10 protein-coding genes are annotated in these 15,546 nt (G+C 70.6%); 9 read left to right on the top strand and 1 reads right to left on the bottom strand.

What is annotated here, in order from left to right; translation table 11 throughout:
• Nucleotides 1–191 precede the first annotated feature (191 nt).
• The 4 genes from FOF48_RS13275 to FOF48_RS13260 all read left to right on the top strand — a co-directional run bounded on the left by FOF48_RS13275 (nt 192) and on the right by FOF48_RS13260 (nt 6,400).
• Complete coding sequence (locus FOF48_RS13275) at nt 192–2,525, top strand: DUF4912 domain-containing protein (protein WP_143901474.1); 2,334 nt, start codon at nt 192–194, stop codon at nt 2,523–2,525.
• Nucleotides 2,526–2,550: 25 nt separating this feature from the next.
• Nucleotides 2,551–4,140: a glycoside hydrolase family 57 protein gene (locus tag FOF48_RS13270; protein ID WP_143901473.1), complete on the top strand. Its 1,590-nt coding sequence runs from the start codon at nt 2,551–2,553 to the stop codon at nt 4,138–4,140.
• 102 nt (nt 4,141–4,242) lie between these two features.
• Nucleotides 4,243–5,757 (top strand): trypsin-like peptidase domain-containing protein, encoded by a 1,515-nt coding sequence (locus tag FOF48_RS13265; protein WP_143901470.1) that lies wholly within the window; start codon nt 4,243–4,245, stop codon nt 5,755–5,757.
• Nucleotides 5,758–5,806: 49 nt separating this feature from the next.
• Nucleotides 5,807–6,400 carry an SGNH/GDSL hydrolase family protein gene (locus FOF48_RS13260; protein WP_143901468.1) on the top strand — a complete coding sequence of 198 codons (594 nt, stop codon included), beginning with the start codon at nt 5,807–5,809 and terminating at the stop codon, nt 6,398–6,400.
• A gap of 93 nt (nt 6,401–6,493) precedes the next feature.
• Here the strand turns inward: FOF48_RS13260 and FOF48_RS13255 are convergent, their stop codons facing one another.
• Nucleotides 6,494–8,419 (bottom strand): diguanylate cyclase, encoded by a 1,926-nt coding sequence (locus FOF48_RS13255; RefSeq protein WP_143901466.1) that lies wholly within the window; start codon nt 8,417–8,419, stop codon nt 6,494–6,496.
• Nucleotides 8,420–8,637: 218 nt separating this feature from the next.
• On the opposite strand from FOF48_RS13255, the gene pgeF reads away from it, so the two are divergent.
• The 5 genes from pgeF (at nt 8,638) to topA (ending at nt 15,476) form a co-directional block, all read left to right on the top strand.
• Nucleotides 8,638–9,396 carry a peptidoglycan editing factor PgeF gene (pgeF, locus tag FOF48_RS13250; RefSeq protein ID WP_143901464.1) on the top strand — a complete coding sequence of 253 codons (759 nt, stop codon included), beginning with the start codon at nt 8,638–8,640 and terminating at the stop codon, nt 9,394–9,396.
• A gap of 83 nt (nt 9,397–9,479) precedes the next feature.
• Nucleotides 9,480–10,352, top strand: a complete 873-nt coding sequence (locus tag FOF48_RS13245) for a tol-pal system YbgF family protein (RefSeq protein ID WP_370456573.1) — start codon at nt 9,480–9,482, stop codon at nt 10,350–10,352.
• Between the two features lie 27 nt (nt 10,353–10,379).
• Entirely contained in the window at nt 10,380–11,594 is a 1,215-nt protein-coding gene (locus FOF48_RS13240; protein WP_143901462.1) for a LysM peptidoglycan-binding domain-containing protein, read from the top strand.
• 145 nt (nt 11,595–11,739) lie between these two features.
• Nucleotides 11,740–12,864: a DNA-processing protein DprA gene (locus tag FOF48_RS13235; RefSeq protein WP_143901460.1), complete on the top strand. Its 1,125-nt coding sequence runs from the start codon at nt 11,740–11,742 to the stop codon at nt 12,862–12,864.
• 23 nt (nt 12,865–12,887) lie between these two features.
• The gene (gene topA / locus FOF48_RS13230; RefSeq protein WP_143901458.1) at nt 12,888–15,476 is read left to right on the top strand and encodes a type I DNA topoisomerase; all 2,589 of its coding nucleotides are present in this window, start codon (nt 12,888–12,890) and stop codon (nt 15,474–15,476) included.
• Nucleotides 15,477–15,546 lie beyond the last annotated feature (70 nt).

The raw sequence follows: 15,546 nt of genomic DNA, 5'->3' as shown, positions 1-15,546 counted from the left end.
AGACGGGCCGGGGATGACGTCAAAGCTGCACAGGAGAAGTCTGGGCAGGTCACTCAAGCGGTCGCAGGATACTTGGACAAGGCGGAGGTGTCATCGGGCGTGACGGAGAAGAACGGGGTCGGCAGACCAACACATCCCGTGACGGATGCGTTGACCCCCTGTATGCCGCGACATAACGAGGCGAGGTGTCCATGGATGAGCGGAAGGGCGTCACCGTGAGCTACCTGCGGGAACTGGCCCGGAAATACCTCCGGCAAGGGTCCGGCACGTCCCGGGGGCGGGAGTTCGTCGCCTCGCTGGCCGAGCGCATTCCCGCCCTGGGGCGGCTCGCGCGCATGGCGGGGCTGGGCACGTCCCAGCGTGGCTCGGGGGACGTGAAGGGTGAAGCGAGGACGCTGGATTCCAGACGGGAGGATTCCGGCCCCGTGCACGCCGCGCCTGCCGAGTCCGTGCCGCTGCCTCCGGCCGAGGCAGCGGGATCACATGCACGAGAACTTTCCGAGGAGCCCATCACGCAGCCCAGTGGCGGGCCCAGGACGCAGCCCGCGCGGGTGGTGACGTTCCCGGCCCGGGAGAAGGCTCGCCGGGACCCGGATGACGAGGACACGCTGTCGCTCGGCCCCGAGGTCGCGACTCCGCGCCCGTCGAGCGCTCGCGATGGCGCCGCTCCGGATGCGCCCGCTTCGCCCGCGAGCGAGCCGCCCCATGCGGCCGAGCCGCTGGTGGAGGGCTTCTTCGTGACGAGGATGGCGGGGCCAGATGAGGCGCGCCGCCACCACCTCTTGGAGGAGCAGTCGCCGCGCTTGCCGCCGGCTGACGCGTCGCCCGAGCGGGAAGAGCACCTGGGCGTGTTGCCCCTGGACTACCAGGACGACGCGATGGTGCTGCTCGCGCGGGATCCTCACACGCTGTTCGCCTTCTGGGACTTCAGCGACGCGACCCGGGGTCGGGCGCTCGACGGCTTGCCGTCGCCTCGCGCCGTATTGAAGGTGTTCGACGGTGAAGGCGTGTCGCGCGAGGTGGACTTCGCGCTGGAGTCGCGCAGCTTCTACCTTCAGGGCCTGTCGCCCGGGCGCACGTACCGGGTGGAGGCGCACTTCGTCGGCGCCGATGGCCGGTCGCGCCGCATCGGGCAGTCCTCGAACCGGGCCACGCTGCCGCCCGCGGGGCCGTCAGAGGATACGTCCATCCGGTTCCTGCGCATGCCTCCGCCAGTCGAGGAGCGACAGCACGCGGAGGCGGGTCCGGAGGCGGCGTCCACGCGAGTACCAGGTGTCCAGGAGCGCGAATACGTGACCTGGCGCCGGGTGTCGCTGCCGGGGAGCGGGGGCGTGATGGACGTGCCGGAGGTCCACCGCGAGCGCACGGAAGCTTATGTCGATGCGCCGCGAGTCCCGGGCGCGTCGGATCAGCGCTACGCGGAAGCGGATCATCTCGACGTGCCGCGTGCACCGGGGGCTTCGGACCAACGGTACGAGGCCGTGGCGCGGATGGGGGAGACGAAGCTCGGCGGGGGAGAGGTGCTGGCGCCGTCGCGTGCGCCAGGGGCGTCGGATCAGCGCTACCTGTCCGTGGAGCGAGTGCCGGGTGCTTCGGACCAGCTCGCTGGAGCACCGGCCCGCCACCCGTATCTGGAGGTGGCTCGTGCGGCCGGTGCCTCGGAACAGCGGTACGGGCAGACGCTGCTTCCTGGAGGCGTGTCGGCGTACCGCTATCTGGAGGTGCCTCGCGCCGCGGGGGCTTCCGAGCAGCGGTACGTGGAGGGGCGGGGAGCCCAGGCGTATCTCGATGTCCCGCGGGCGCCGGGTGCTTCGGACCAGCGCTATCTCACGGTGTCTGCCGTGCCCGGGGCTTCGGACCGGCAGTATCTGGAGGTGCCGCGCGCACCGGGGGCTTCGGACCAAAGGTATCTGACCGTTCCCCGCGCGGTGGGGGCGTCGGAGCAGCGCTACCTGTCCGTGGATCGAGCGGTGGGGGCGTCGGATCAGCAATACCAGGCCGTGCCCCTGGTGACGGGCGCTTCGGATCAGCAGTCCCTGTCCGTGGAGCGGGCGACGGGGGCAAGCGGGACTCCGAGCGCGCCACGCGCACCCGAGTCCGCATCCCCTTCACAGGGCGAGGCACTCGAGGCGAGGGACCTCCCGCTGGCGCGCCCTGTCCCCGTCAGCGGGGCCGAGGCACGCTCGCCGGGGCCCGTGTCAGCCCCGGAGCCGGAGGCGCCTCGGGACCCGTGGGCCTTGAGCATCACGCGAGGCCCCACCGCGTCCGAGCAGCGCGCCCTGGACAAGGCACGCGAGGCCGCCGAGGCGGCGCGAAGGGCTCCTCCGGCGCCAGGGAGTTCGAGCGCCGCGCCCGCGCGAAGCGAAGCGCCCGTGGCTCCGAGTGCCGCGCCTGTGAAGGAGGCGGCTCCCACGACCGCGAAGTCGTCCGCGCCTCCCGAGCCGCCGAAGAATCCGCCGGAGCCTGCGTCCCCGGGCTCCAAGTCCTCCTCCCGGTCCCGGTCTTCGCGCCGTGGACGTAAGTGAACCCGCACGGCCACTCGACCGACCTATGAGCCTGGGCTCCCTCGCGCTGGTCCTTCACGCGCACCTCCCGTTCGTCCGCCACCCCGAGTACGAGGACTTCCTCGAGGAGGACTGGCTCTACGAAGCCATCTCCGAGACGTACCTGCCGCTGCTGCGCGTGTTCGACGCGCTGGTCGAGGACCGCGTCCCGTTCCGCGTGACGATGACGCTGTCGCCCACGCTCGTCTCCATGCTCAACGACGAGCTGCTGCGGGAGCGCTACGCCCGGCGGTTGGAGCTGCTTTGCGAACTCGGCGCCCGCGAGGTGCACCGCACCCGGGATGACGCCACCTTCCATCCGCTGGCCGTCTTCCACCGCGACCACTTCGAATCGCTGCGCCTCGCGTACCACAACCAGTACCGGCGCGACCTGGTGGCCGCGTTCCGCAGGCTCCAGGACTCCGGCCACCTGGACATCCTCACCTGCAACGCGACCCATGGCTTCCTGCCGCTGATGCAGCAGACGCCCGAGGCCGTGCGCGCCCAGGTGACGGTGGCGGCGAACCACTACCGCCAGAACTTCGGCCGCGATCCCTCGGGCATCTGGCTGGCGGAGTGCGGCTACTACCCGGGCCTGGAGCGCATCCTCGCCGCCGAGCGCATCCGCTACTTCTTCGTCGACACGCACGCGCTCACGGACGCCTCGCCCCGTCCGCTCCATGGCCCCTACGCGCCCATCTTCACCGAGCCGGGCGTCGCCGCCTTCGCCCGCGATCCGGAGAGCAGCCAGCAGGTGTGGAGCACCGAGCACGGCTACCCCGGCGACCCCGTCTACCGCGAGTTCTATCGGGACATCGGCTGGGACCTGGACCAGGACTACATCCGGCCCTTCGTCCAGCCCACCGGCGACCGCAAGAACACCGGCTTCAAGTACTTCCGCATCACCGGCAAGACGAACGACAAGCAGCCCTACAACCCGGCCGCGGCCCGCGAGCGCGCCTGGGTGCACGCGAGCAACTTCCTGTTCAATCGCGAGCGCCAGTTCGAACACCTCGCGTCCCGCATGAACGGCCGCAAGCCGGTGGTCGTCGCGCCCTACGACGCCGAGCTCTTCGGCCACTGGTGGTTCGAAGGCCCGCACTTCATCGACGCCCTCATCCGTCAGGCCGCGCGCAACCCCAGCCGCCTCCAGTTGATCAGCCCTCTGGATGACCTGCGCGAGCACCCGGAGAACCAGGTGGCCACGCCGCCCCTGTCGTCCTGGGGCGCGGGCGGCTATGCGAACATGTGGCTGGACGGGACCAACGACTGGATCTACCGCCACCTGAACCACTGCGCGCGACAGATGGTGGAGCTGGCCCGGGACTTTCCCGACGCGCCGCCGCTGACGCGCCGGGCGCTGAATCAGGCCGCGCGCGAGCTGCTCCTCGCGCAGTCCTCCGACTGGGCCTTCATCATGAAGACCGGCACCATGGTGGACTACGCCGTGCGTCGCACGAAGGAGCATTTGCAACGCTTCCTCCGACTGCACGACCAGGTGCGCGCGGGCACGGTCGACGCGTCCTGGCTCTCCCACGTGGAGGGGCGGGACAACCTGTTCCCCGAGCTGGACTACCGGGTGTACCAGCCCGGTTGAGTGCTTCGGGAACAGGCAGGCTGGTCGGGAGTTCACATCCCGTGACCGGGCGACGTCGTTCCGGTTGCGGGGCCTCGTTTCCGCTTTAGCTTGAAAGAACCCATGACCCTCACGCTCCCTCCGTTCCGTCGCACGCTCGTGGCCGCCGTGCTGGTGCTGGCGTCACCCACGCTCGCCCTCGCGCAGGCGCCCGCTTCCAAGCCCTCCGCCCCGCAGACGCAGCAGGCGGCCTCTGGGGCGGCTGGCAACCTGCAACCCGCCACGCGCGAGGCCCAGTCGCTGGCGTCGTTGGCGCCGCTGGTGGAGTCGGTGAAGTCCGCCGTGGTGAACGTGGACGTGCAAGCCCGTCCTGAAGTGCCGGAGGGCATGGAGGACAACCCGCTCTTCGACCGCTTCTTTGGGGGCAACGGAAGCCGAGGTCGGGGCGGAGGAAGCCGGGGCCGCAGCGAGCGGGAGCAGATCCGCCAGGGAGCCGGATCGGGCTTCATCATCGACCCCAAGGGGCTGGTGCTCACGAACAACCACGTCATCGAGGACGCGGTCACCATCACCATCCGCCTGGACGACGGTCGCTCGTTCACCGGCGAGGTGGTGGGGCGCGACCCGCTCACCGACGTGGCCGTGGTGAAGATCAAGGAGAAGGTGGATCAGCTGCCCGCCGTGAAGCTGGGCGACTCGGACGCGGTGCGCGTGGGCGACTGGGTGCTGGCGATTGGCAACCCCTTCGGTCTGGCCTCCAGCGTGAGCGTGGGCATCCTGTCCGCGCGCGCCCGTGAAATCGGCGCCAGCGCGTACGACGATTTCCTCCAGACGGACGCGGCCATCAACCCCGGCAACTCGGGCGGCCCGCTCTTCAACATGAAGGGCGAGGTGGTGGGCATCAACACCGCCATCGTCGGCGGGGGCACGGGCATTGGATTCTCCGTGCCCAGCAACCTCATCAAGGCGCTCCTTCCGCAGCTGGAGAAGAGCGGATCCGTCACGCGCGGCTGGCTGGGCGTGGGCATCCAGCCCCTGACCCGCGACCTGGCGCAGGCGCTGAAGCTGCCGGTGAACGAGGGCGCCATCCTCACGCAGATCAACCCCGACTCCCCAGCGTCGAAGGCGGGCCTCAAGGCGGACGACGTGGTGGTCGCGGTCGACGGGCAGACGGTGCGCTCCGACAGCGAGCTCACGCGCACGGTGGCGCTCAAGAAGCCGAACAGCGTCGCGACGCTGACGGTCTACCGCGATGGCAAGAAGCAGGACGTCAAGGTGACGATGGGCACCCGGCCGGACCTGGAGGGCCTGTCCAAGAAGAAGCCGGAGGTCACGGACGAGCAGGACAGCTCGCGGCGCGTGGGGGTGTCCCTCCAGGACCTGGATGCGCGGACCGCTTCCCAGGCGGGCTTCACCGAGCGCTCTGGCGCGCTCATCACCGACATCGTCCCGGGCTCGCCCGCGGACCGCGCGCAGCTGATCCCAGGCATGCTGGTGGTGGAGGCGAACCGCAAGCCCATCGCCAGCGCGAAGGAGCTGGCCGCGGTCATCCGCGCCGCGCCTGGGGGCAGCACGCTGCTGCTGCGCGTGGCGGGGCCAGGCGGCGGACGCCTGCTGCGCGCGCTGAAGATGCCGTGACGTCGAAGCGCTGAGTCAACCCGAAGGGCACGGGGGTGGACGAACGTCGATGAGCGTCAACTACGTCTCGTTGGGTGACAGCACGGCGGTGGGGGTGGGGGCAGCGCAGGGCGGGGGCTACCCCGACCGCCTTGCCTCCCGCCTCCGGCAGGGGGGCCTTCCCGTAGGCCACACCAACCTGGGGCAGAGCGGGGCGCGGGTGCGCGACGTCGTCAACAACGCCCTCAAGCGCGTCGTCGCGTTGCAGCCCACGCTCATCACCTTGGGCGTGGGCACCAACGACATCTGGCGCGGCACCGAGGTGGCGGAGTTCCAGGACGACCTGGACCGCATCGCCCGGCGACTGAAGCAGACGGGCGCGTCGATGGTGGTGGTGAACATCGCCGACATGGCGCTCGCGCCGGTGGCCAGGATGGTGCCCAGCACGTTGTACGAGGGCCGCATCGGGCCGTTCAACGAGTCCATCGCCACGGTGGCCCGCACGCACGGACTGCACCTCGTGGACCTCTTCACCGCCAGCCGGGAGATGATCCCCCGGCGTCCGGACTTCTTCTGCTCGGATGGATTCCACCCCTCCGCGGCGGGCTACGACGAGTGGGCGGACCTGATGCTCCCCGTGGTGCGCACGCTCGTGCAGCGGTAGGGGCAGGGCGCTTCACCGCGACGCTGTTCACCCGCGAGGAGCGGGGGCTTCAGGACCGCGCGCACGTGGGCGCGAGTCCTCGAGCCTCGAGCCTCACGCCTTGGCGAGGCCCGGAGGCGCGGGCGGCGTGGTCGGCGCGTCCGCGGGCGGCGCGTTGATGCTGCGCTCGCGGCCGGGGTGCACCTCCATGCCGGGCTCGAACGGCGTCACGCGGTTGCGGCCCGTGCGCTTGCTGCAATAGAGCGCCGAATCCGCGCAGTCGACGAGCGTCTCCTGGGTGTTCGCGTCCGTGGGGAAGTGCGCGACGCCGATGGACACCGTGACGTGCCCGCCGGGCAGCCCCGTCCGGCTCAGCGTCACGGACTCCGCCACCGCGCGGCGCAGCGTCTCCGCGACCTCCACCGCCGTCGTCTTGGAGACCTGGGGCAGGAGCAGCACGAACTCCTCGCCGCCGTAGCGCCCCAGCGTGTCCACCTTGCGCGCGCGGGTCCTCAGCACGTCGGAGACCCGACGCAGCGTCTCGTCTCCGGCCCGGTGTCCGGCCAGATCGTTCAGCCGCTTGAAGTGGTCCACGTCCACCATCAGCAGCGCCAGCGGCACGCCGAAGCGCTGGGCCCGCGCCAGCTCCAGGTCCAGGCGCTGGAAGAGGTGGCGGCGGTTGGGCACGCCCGTGAGCGCGTCCGTGAGCGTCAGCTTCACCGTCTCCGCGTGCAGGCGCGCGTTCGTCACCGCCGTGGCGGCCTGATCCGCCACCGCCGTGAAGAGCTCGATCTCCTCCGCGGAGAAGCTCGCCGTGTCCGGACGCTGGAAGTTGATGACGCCCAGCAGGATCTCCGCGTGCACCATGGGCACCGCCAGGAGCGAGCCCTGCTCCGAGCCGCCGCGCAGCCCGCGCCGCGCGAAGATGCTGGTCCCGTCGGTGAGGTCCGGCAGGTACACCGCCTTGCGCGTCTGGGCGGCCCGGCCACACGCGCCCTCGCCCATGGCGAAGGTGTGGCCCTCGAGGCCCCGGCCCTGCGGCCACGCGTGCTTCACCTCCAGCAGGCCCTCCTCGTTGAGGAGCATGATGGAGAAGTCGGGGATGTGCAGCCGCTCCACCACCATCCGGGTGATGCGCGACAACAGCTCATCCAGCTCCAGCGTGGTGTTGAGCGAGCGCGCCACGTCGAACAGCAGCGACAGCTCCCGCAGGCGCTCCTCCAGCTCGTCCTTCAGCGCCAGCTTCTCCTTCACCAGCTGCAGGTCGCGGTGCGTGTCGATCTCCTCCACCTTCATGGAGGTGAGCCGCGCCAGCATCTGGTTGAAGGCCGCGCCCAGCCGCGAGATCTCGTCCGTGCCCCGGGCGTCCGCGCGCACCAGCAGGTCGCCGTCCGCCGCGCGCCCCATGGCCTCGCTCAGCCGCTTGAGCGGACCGGTGAGCACGAAGCGCAGCGACAGCCAGGTGACGAGCGCCAGGATGCCCACGAAGAGCACCATCGCGCCCAGCGCGTCCTGGAACACCGTCTGCAACTGGCGGTGCAGCGCGGGCTCGCCCAGGCGCACCTGGAGGACCCCCATGCGCTGCGCGGCGGCCCCGGCGTGACAGCCGGAGCACTCCGGACCGCCCAGGGGACGCACCACCTCCGTGCCGTGTTCGCTGGAGCGCGCCGTCTCCTGGCTCGAGTCCTTCAGCCGCGCGGCCTCCGGATGCGGATGCCCCTGCTCGGCGGGCTTCCGGCTCCAGCGGATCCGCCCGTTCAGCATCAGCACCCGCAGGTCCTCCACCGAGCGGAACAGCCGCGTGTCCGACGCCAGCGCCTCCGTCACCGCGGCATGCGGCGCCGCGCCCGGCGCCTGCGGCAGGGTGAAGGTGGACGCGACGAACTCCGCCAGCGCCAGGGCTTCCAGGTGCGTGCCCTCGCGCACCGCCTGCCGCGCCTCGCGCGAGAAGTGCCCCACGCCCAGGAGCGCCACCACCAATCCAGGCAGGGCGATGCTCCACAAGAGCTTCCTGCCAATCGTCTCGGAACCGAGGGCCATGTGCGGGGCGCAGTGTGCTCCGCGCCCGCGCGACCTGTCCGCGTGAGCCGGAGTGTCCAGAAATTGTCAGGGGGGTGACACGACCTGTCAAACGTACTCGTGTGGAAATATTGAACCTGGGTTGTTGTTCTCCGCATGTTCCTGTTTTCAGGGGCTGCGTCCGTGGCACGGTGGGAAGGCCTGTCCCAAGTTCGCGCCCGAAGCATCGGAGACGCCCCATGGCCCTACCCACGTTCCTCACGTCCTCGTTGCTGCCCGTGCCGCACGGTTTCGCCACGCGGGCGGGTGGGGTGTCGGAGGGGCCCTACGCGTCGCTGAACCTGGGCTTCTCCGTGGGAGACGAGCGCTCGCGCGTGGAGGAGAACCACCGGCGGCTGGCCCAGGCGGTGGGCGCGAAGGTGGGGGCGCTCTGCCGGGTGTCGCAGGTGCATGGCGATACGGTGCTGCCGGCGCACGGCGCGGACGACGACTCGCTGCGCCCGACGCTGGGCGAAGCGGACGCGCTGTGGACGGAAGGGGAGGGGAGCTGGGTGGCGGTGGGCACCGCGGACTGCGTGCCGGTGCTGCTGGTGGATCCTCGGGGCCGGCGCGTGGCGGCGGTGCATTCAGGGTGGCGGGGCACGGACCTGGAGATCAGCGCTCGCGCGGTGGAGGCGCTGGGGGCGCGGGGAAGCCAGCCGGAGCACCTGCTGGCGGCGGTGGGGCCCTGCATCCAGGCGTGCTGCTACGAGGTCTCCGCGGAGCTGGGAGACCGCTTCCGCGCGCGCTTCGGTCCGGACGTCGTGCGAGCGGGTGAAAAGCCCCACCTGGACCTGCCCCACGCGGTGAAGGCGTCGCTCCTGAAGGCGGGCCTGAAGCCGGAGCACGTGGACGTGCTACAGGCCTGTACGGCGTGTGATCGCGAGCGGTTCTTCTCGCACCGGCGGGACGCGGGGCGCACCGGCCGGCACCTCAACTTCGTGCTCCACCGCTTCTAGCGGCTGGGCCCATACGGCCGTTTTCTTGACGGTCTCTCACCGGCCTTCCTATCCTCGACGTGGAATCCCCTCCGTCCAGGCTCGTGTCGGTGCGTCCCTTTCTCTTCCGCCTGTTTGCCGCCGTGGCGCTGAGCGCGCCGACCGCATGCGCCACCACCGCCGCCTCCCAGGCGGAAGTGGGCCGGCTGGAGGCGGAGGTGCGCACGCTGCGCGCCACCCAGGCGACGCTGGTGGAGCGCCTGGAGCGGCTGGAGAACCGCGACGCCGTCGCCCGCGCTGCCCGGAGCGCTTCGCCCGCCGCCACGCCGTCCGCGTCCCCCGCGGGCGCGGCGAGCCCCCGGACCGAGGCCTCCTCCTCCGAGGTCGGCGGCACCGGCGAGGCGCTGGGGCTGCCCCCGGCGCAGCTCGCGGTGGTGCGGCTCAAGCCGAAGAAGGAACCGGCGCCGCGCATCAACACCGTGGTGCCCGTGGTGGAGCCGGACACGGATCAGATGGAGATGTTCATCAGCCCGGTGGAGGGCTCGTCGGGGACGGGCTTCGCGTCCCCGGGCCGGGTGGAGGTGCCGGAGAAGGATCCGGCCATCCTCGACGCCGAGTACGAGCACGCCGTGGCGATGCTGCGCACCGGCAACGTGGAGGGGGGCGTGGAGAAGCTCACGCGCTTCGCGGACGAGAACCCCCGCCACCCTCGCGCCGACAATGCCCTGTACTTCAGCGGGCTGGGCCAGATGGGCCTCAAGGATCCGGCCGGCGCGGCGAAGACGTTCGAACGGCTCATCAAGACCTATCCCGCTGGGGATGCCGTCCAGGACGGCATGCTCCGGCTCGCGGAGTGCCGGGTGCGGCTGAATCAAGCCGTGGATGCCCGGGCCCTCTATACTCGCGTCGTTACCCAGTTCCCGGGGACGGCCGCCGCCACGCAGGCGGAGCAGCGGCTCGCCGCGCTCTCGCCGTAAGCCCCTTTCGTGAAAGGACGTCGTCCGATGCGCACCCGGATCCTTGCCTCCCTGCTCGTGCCCCTCGCCGTCGCGCCGGCGTGGACGGCCCATGCCCAGGACGCGCAAGAGGAGGAACCGCAGCCGGCCAGTGAGACGGAGGGCCAGGACATCTCCGACGACGTGGAGCAGCGGCCCACCTCCGTCACGCTCCCGCCCGGCGCCCGTCAGGGCCGTGAGAGCGCGCCCGGTCAGGTGCACACCGTGGAGTCCGGCGACACGCTGTGGGACCTGTCCCAGCGCTACCTGGGCAGCCCCTGGTACTGGCCCAAGGTCTGGTCCTACAACCCGCAGATCGCCAACCCGCACTGGATCTACCCGGGCAACAACGTGAAGTTCTTCCCCGGCGGCGAGGAAGTGCCCTCGCGCGTGGAGGCCGGTGAGCTGCCCGCGGACGACATGACGGCGCCCCAGGACGTGAGCGGCGGCAGCCTCGTGTCGGTGGTGGGGAAGATCGGCTACGACCCATCCAGCACGCGCCCGGTGACGACCAAGGGCTTCGTGACGGCGCGGGAGCTGGACGAGGCGGGCCGCATCGACGGCTCGGCCTCCGAGGCGCTGATGCTGTCCGCCCCGGACAAGGTCTACCTGCGCTTCAAGAAGCGCGGCGCCGCCAAGGTCGGCGACCGCTACGTCATCTTCCACACCGTGGAAGAGGTGAAGCACCCGGTGACGAACGCCCGCACGGGGTTCCTCACGGAGCTGCTGGGCACGGTGCAGGTCGTCGCCGTCAACAACGACGTGGTGACCGCGCGCATCATGGAGACCTGGGACCCCATCGCCCGTGGCGACCTGGTGGGCCCGTCCAGCGAGCGGCTGTCGGAGCGGATCGCCCCCAAGCCCAACAGCAAGGAGATCCCCGGCTACGTGCTGACGCCGATGACGCCGGGCCAGACGCTGCTGGGCGAGCACCACTTCGTCGTCGTGGACCGTGGCACCGCGGACGGCGTGCAGGTGGGCAACACCTTCACCATCGAGCGCCGGGGCGACCCCAGCCGCGACGTGCTCGGCCGCACCGACTACAAGATGGGCGACGCGGGCAAGGAGCAGAAGGCCTACCCGTGGGAGGCCGTGGCCCAGTGCATGGTCACCGAGGTGCGTGAGCGCACCTCCAACTGCCTGCTGACCCGCTCCCTGGTGGAGGTCTCCGCGGGAGACCGCGCCGTCATGCGCAAGGATGGGACCCCCACCGCCAGCCGCTAGCCGGAAGGACGGCCGCGACCGGCAGGAATGATGCATTCGACCCGCCCGGGAAGGGCGGGTCGCTTGACCCCCGAAGTTCCGGTGTTATGTGTCACGCCCCTCCCGGGACCACCTCTATATAGGTGGGAAACAGGCGGGGATGGGCATGGCGCACACGGACACGTACACACCCACAGTCGAACAGCGTGCCTGCCTGGCGCTCTGGGCCATTCCTGGCCTGGGGCCCCGGACGCTGGACGGGGTGCGTGCGTTCGCCGGTGGGGCGCTGTCCCGGCTCGCGTCCGCGCCCGTGCGGGACTGGGTGTCCGACGTGCCGGTGCCCGCCCCCGTCCGCCAGCGGCTCGCCACCGTCGCATCCCTGGACGAGGTGGCCTCGCGGGTGGAAGCGGCCTGCGCCCGCGCGGACATCCAGGTGGCCTTCGCGGGGACGCCTGCCCATCCGGCCCGGCTCGTGGGCCTGGAGGACGCGCCGCCGCTGCTGTTCCACCGGGGCCAGCCAGGGCCGCCCCGGCGGCGTCTGGGCATGGTGGGCAGCCGCCATCCGGACCAGGGCTTCCTGCCGTTCGCTCGCACGTTCGCCCGGAAGGTGGCGGAGGCTGGCGTGGGCGTGGTGTCGGGCGCGGCCGAGGGCGTGGACCGGGCGTGCCACTGGGGCGCGCTGGATGTGGGGGGGGAGACGTGGGCCTTCCTGGGGTCGGCGCTGGACGCCCTGGACCCGGCTCAAGCCCGCCTGCTCCCCCACTTCCTGGAGCGGGGAGGGGTGTTCTTCAGCGAGCTGCCCCCCGGCGTGCGGGCGAGCACGACGACGTTCCCCCGGCGCAACCGGCTCATCGCTGGCGCGTCGGATGCGGTGCTGGTGATGCGGGCCGCGCACGACTCCGGGAGCCTCTACACCGCGGAGGCGGCCCGGACGCAGGGGCGCCCGGTCTTCGCCCTGCCGGGGGAGCTCTGGCAGCCGGCGGCGGCGGGCTGTAACGCCCTGCTGGCGGACGGGCGGGCCCAGGCGTGCACGTCGGCGGAAGCGGTTTGCGCGGCGGTGGGCGTTCATCCGGTCCGGGCGGTGCCCGCGGGACGGGATGGTGGGTGGTGGCAGGCCCTGTCGGCGGAAGCGCGCGGGGCGTATGGGCTGTTGGACAGGGTTCCTCGTTCATTCGACGAGGTGCTCGCCGGCAGTCCGCTGTCCCCCGCGGCGCTCACGAGCGCACTGGTGGAGTTGGAATTGTCGGGGCTGGTGGTCCAGCACCCGGGTAAACGGTACGAGAAGGTTTAGAGGCAGTCCGAGGTAGGAGAGCCATGGCCACGCGGAAGAAGACACAGGCGGCGCAGACGGAGGCGGCGGCGGAGGAGACGCCCAAGAAGGCGGCCTCGAAGAAGCCGGCGGCCAAGAAGGCGGCCAAGAAGAAGACGGCGGCGAAGAAGGTGTCGGCCAAGAAGAAGACGGCCGCCCGTCGCCGGGGCGCGGATGGCGATGAGCTGCCCACCGTGGACGCCGACGCCGAGGAGGAAGTGCCCGAGCGCCGTGGCAAGGGGCCGCACTACCTGGTCGTGGTGGAGTCGCCCGCCAAGGCCAAGACCATCAAGAAGTACCTGGGCACCGGCTACACGGTGAAGGCCTCCGTGGGCCACGTGAAGGACCTGCCCAAGAGCAAGATTGGCGTCGACGTGGAGCACGACTTCCAGCCCGAGTACACGGTCATCAAGGGCAAGGAGAAGGTGCTCAACGAGCTGAAGAAGATGGCCAAGACCGTGGACCGGGTGTTCCTGGCCACGGACCCCGACCGCGAGGGCGAGGCCATCGCCTGGCACATCAAGGAGGAGCTGGGCCACCCGGACTCCCTGCGGGTGACCTTCAACGAGATCACCAAGCGCGCGGTGCAGGACGCCATCGCGCAGCCGCGCCAGCTCAACCAGGACAACTACGACTCGCAGCAGACCCGGCGCATCCTGGACCGGCTCGTCGGCTATCAAATCTCGCCGCTGCTCTGGAAGAAGATCCGCCGGGGCCTGTCCGCGGGCCGCGTGCAGTCCGTCGCGGTGCGCCTCATCGTGGAGCGCGAGGCGGAGATCAAGGCCTTCCAGCCGGAGGAGTACTGGACGCTGGACGCGCTGGTGCAGGGCCCGCAGGGGCCGCCGCCCTTCAAGGCCAAGCTGTCCCGCGTGGACGGCAAGCGGGTGGAGCTGAAGGACCGCGCCACCACGGACGGGCTCGTCGCGGAGCTGAAGGACGCGCCCTTCACCGTGGCGAAGGTGGACCGCAAGGAGCGCCGCCGCAACGCGCCCGCGCCCTTCATCACCTCCAAGCTCCAGCAGGAGGCGGCGAACCGGCTGCACTTCACCGCCAAGAAGACGATGACGCTGGCGCAGAAGCTGTACGAAGGCGTGCCGCTGGGGGAGGAGGGCCAGACGGCGCTCATCACGTACATGCGTACGGACTCCACGCGTCTGTCCGACGACGCCGTGACGCAGGTGCGCGACTTCATCGGGAAGAAGTTCGGCGCGGACTACCTGCCCGCGGAGCCCATGGTCTACAAGAGCCGCAAGGGCGCCCAGGACGCGCACGAGGCCATCCGGCCCACGTCCCTGGAGTATCCGCCCGAGCGCGTGCGTCCCTTCTTCGACGCCATGGACGAGCTGGACATGTTCCGGCTCTACGAGCTCATCTGGAACCGCTTCGTCGCCTGCCAGATGAAGGCCGCCGTCTATGATCAGACGAGCGCCGACATCACCGCGGGCCGCGCCACCTTCCGCGCGTCCGGCAGCACGCTGAAGTTCCCCGGCTACCTGGGGGTCTACGGCGCGGGCCTCACCCCGGAGGAAGAGGCCGCGGCGGAGAAGGCCAAGGCCGCTGGAGAAGAGGGCGCCGAGGACGCCGTGGGTGAGCTGCCGCCGCTCAACGAGGGCGAGGTCCTCTCGCTGGACAGGCTCCTCAACGAGCAGCACTTCACCCAGCCGCCCCCGCGCTTCAGCGAGGCCACGCTGGTGAAGGAGCTGGAGGAGCGCGGCATCGGACGTCCGTCCACGTACGCGGCCATCCTCTCCAACATCCAGGACAAGAAGTACGTGGAGAAGCTGGAGAGCCGCTTCCGCCCCACCGACCTGGGCCAGATGACCAACGAGATGCTGGTCAAGCACTTCCCCCATGAGATGGACGTGACGTTCACGGCCAGCATGGAGGAGAAGCTGGACCAGATTTCGGACGGCGGCGCGTCCTGGAAGACGGTGCTGCACGACTTCTACGGGCCCTTCAAGGAGACGCTCGAGAAGGCCGAAGCGGAGATGCGCGACGTCAAGCGCGAGGAGATCAAGACCGACATCGCCTGCGAGAAGTGCGGCAACCCGTTCGTCATCAAGTTCGGGAAGATGGGTCACTTCCTCGCCTGCTCGAACTACCCCGACTGCAAGAACACCAAGGACTTCAAGCGGGACGCCGAGGGCAAGATCGTCATCGTGGAGGAGGAGACCACGGACGAGAAGTGCGAGAAGTGCACCAAGCCCATGGTCATCAAGCGCGGCCGCTTCGGGCGCTTCATGGCGTGCTCGGGCTACCCGGACTGCAAGACGTCCAAGCCCATCTCCATCGGCGTGAACTGCCCGGAGTGCAAGGTGGGCTACCTCACCGAGCGCCGCAGCGGACGCGGGAAGATCTTCTTCGGCTGCAACCGGTACCCCGAGTGCAAGTTCGCCGCGTGGGACCGGCCGCTCGCGGAGCAGTGCCCGCAGTGCGCGTCGCCCTACCTCTTGCAGAAGTTCTCCAAGCGGGACGGCGCCTACATCGCGTGCCCGAACAAGGAATGCGACTACCGCCGCGAGGTGGTGGAGCAGGGCGTTCCCGGGGGGGCCGCCGAGGCCGCGCCCGCTTCTCCGCCCCCTGCCGTGGCCTGAGCGGAAACCCCAGTCATTCCAGGGGGCTGGCTGTTTCCCCCTGGCTTGACACCCTCGCGGGCGAAGTCCT

The organism is Corallococcus sp. Z5C101001 (genome assembly GCF_007352635.1).
Taxonomy (GTDB): domain Bacteria; phylum Myxococcota; class Myxococcia; order Myxococcales; family Myxococcaceae; genus Corallococcus; species Corallococcus silvisoli.
The sequence above is the reverse complement of the archived record's forward strand: the minus strand, read 5'-3'. Positions and strand labels throughout refer to the sequence as shown.

What these genes read in the sequence shown, in the direction of transcription:
- topA (WP_143901458.1), top strand. Translation starts at nt 12,888, where the DNA reads ATGGCCACGCGGAAGAAGACACAGGCGGCGCAGACGGAGGCGGCGGCG.
- FOF48_RS13260 (WP_143901468.1), top strand. Translation starts at nt 5,807, where the DNA reads ATGAGCGTCAACTACGTCTCGTTGGGTGACAGCACGGCGGTGGGGGTG.
- FOF48_RS13255 (WP_143901466.1), bottom strand. Translation starts at nt 8,419, where the DNA reads ATGGCCCTCGGTTCCGAGACGATTGGCAGGAAGCTCTTGTGGAGCATC.
- FOF48_RS13265 (WP_143901470.1), top strand. Translation starts at nt 4,243, where the DNA reads ATGACCCTCACGCTCCCTCCGTTCCGTCGCACGCTCGTGGCCGCCGTG.
- FOF48_RS13275 (WP_143901474.1), top strand. Translation starts at nt 192, where the DNA reads ATGGATGAGCGGAAGGGCGTCACCGTGAGCTACCTGCGGGAACTGGCC.
- FOF48_RS13270 (WP_143901473.1), top strand. Translation starts at nt 2,551, where the DNA reads ATGAGCCTGGGCTCCCTCGCGCTGGTCCTTCACGCGCACCTCCCGTTC.
- FOF48_RS13240 (WP_143901462.1), top strand. Translation starts at nt 10,380, where the DNA reads ATGCGCACCCGGATCCTTGCCTCCCTGCTCGTGCCCCTCGCCGTCGCG.
- pgeF (WP_143901464.1), top strand. Translation starts at nt 8,638, where the DNA reads ATGGCCCTACCCACGTTCCTCACGTCCTCGTTGCTGCCCGTGCCGCAC.
- FOF48_RS13235 (WP_143901460.1), top strand. Translation starts at nt 11,740, where the DNA reads ATGGCGCACACGGACACGTACACACCCACAGTCGAACAGCGTGCCTGC.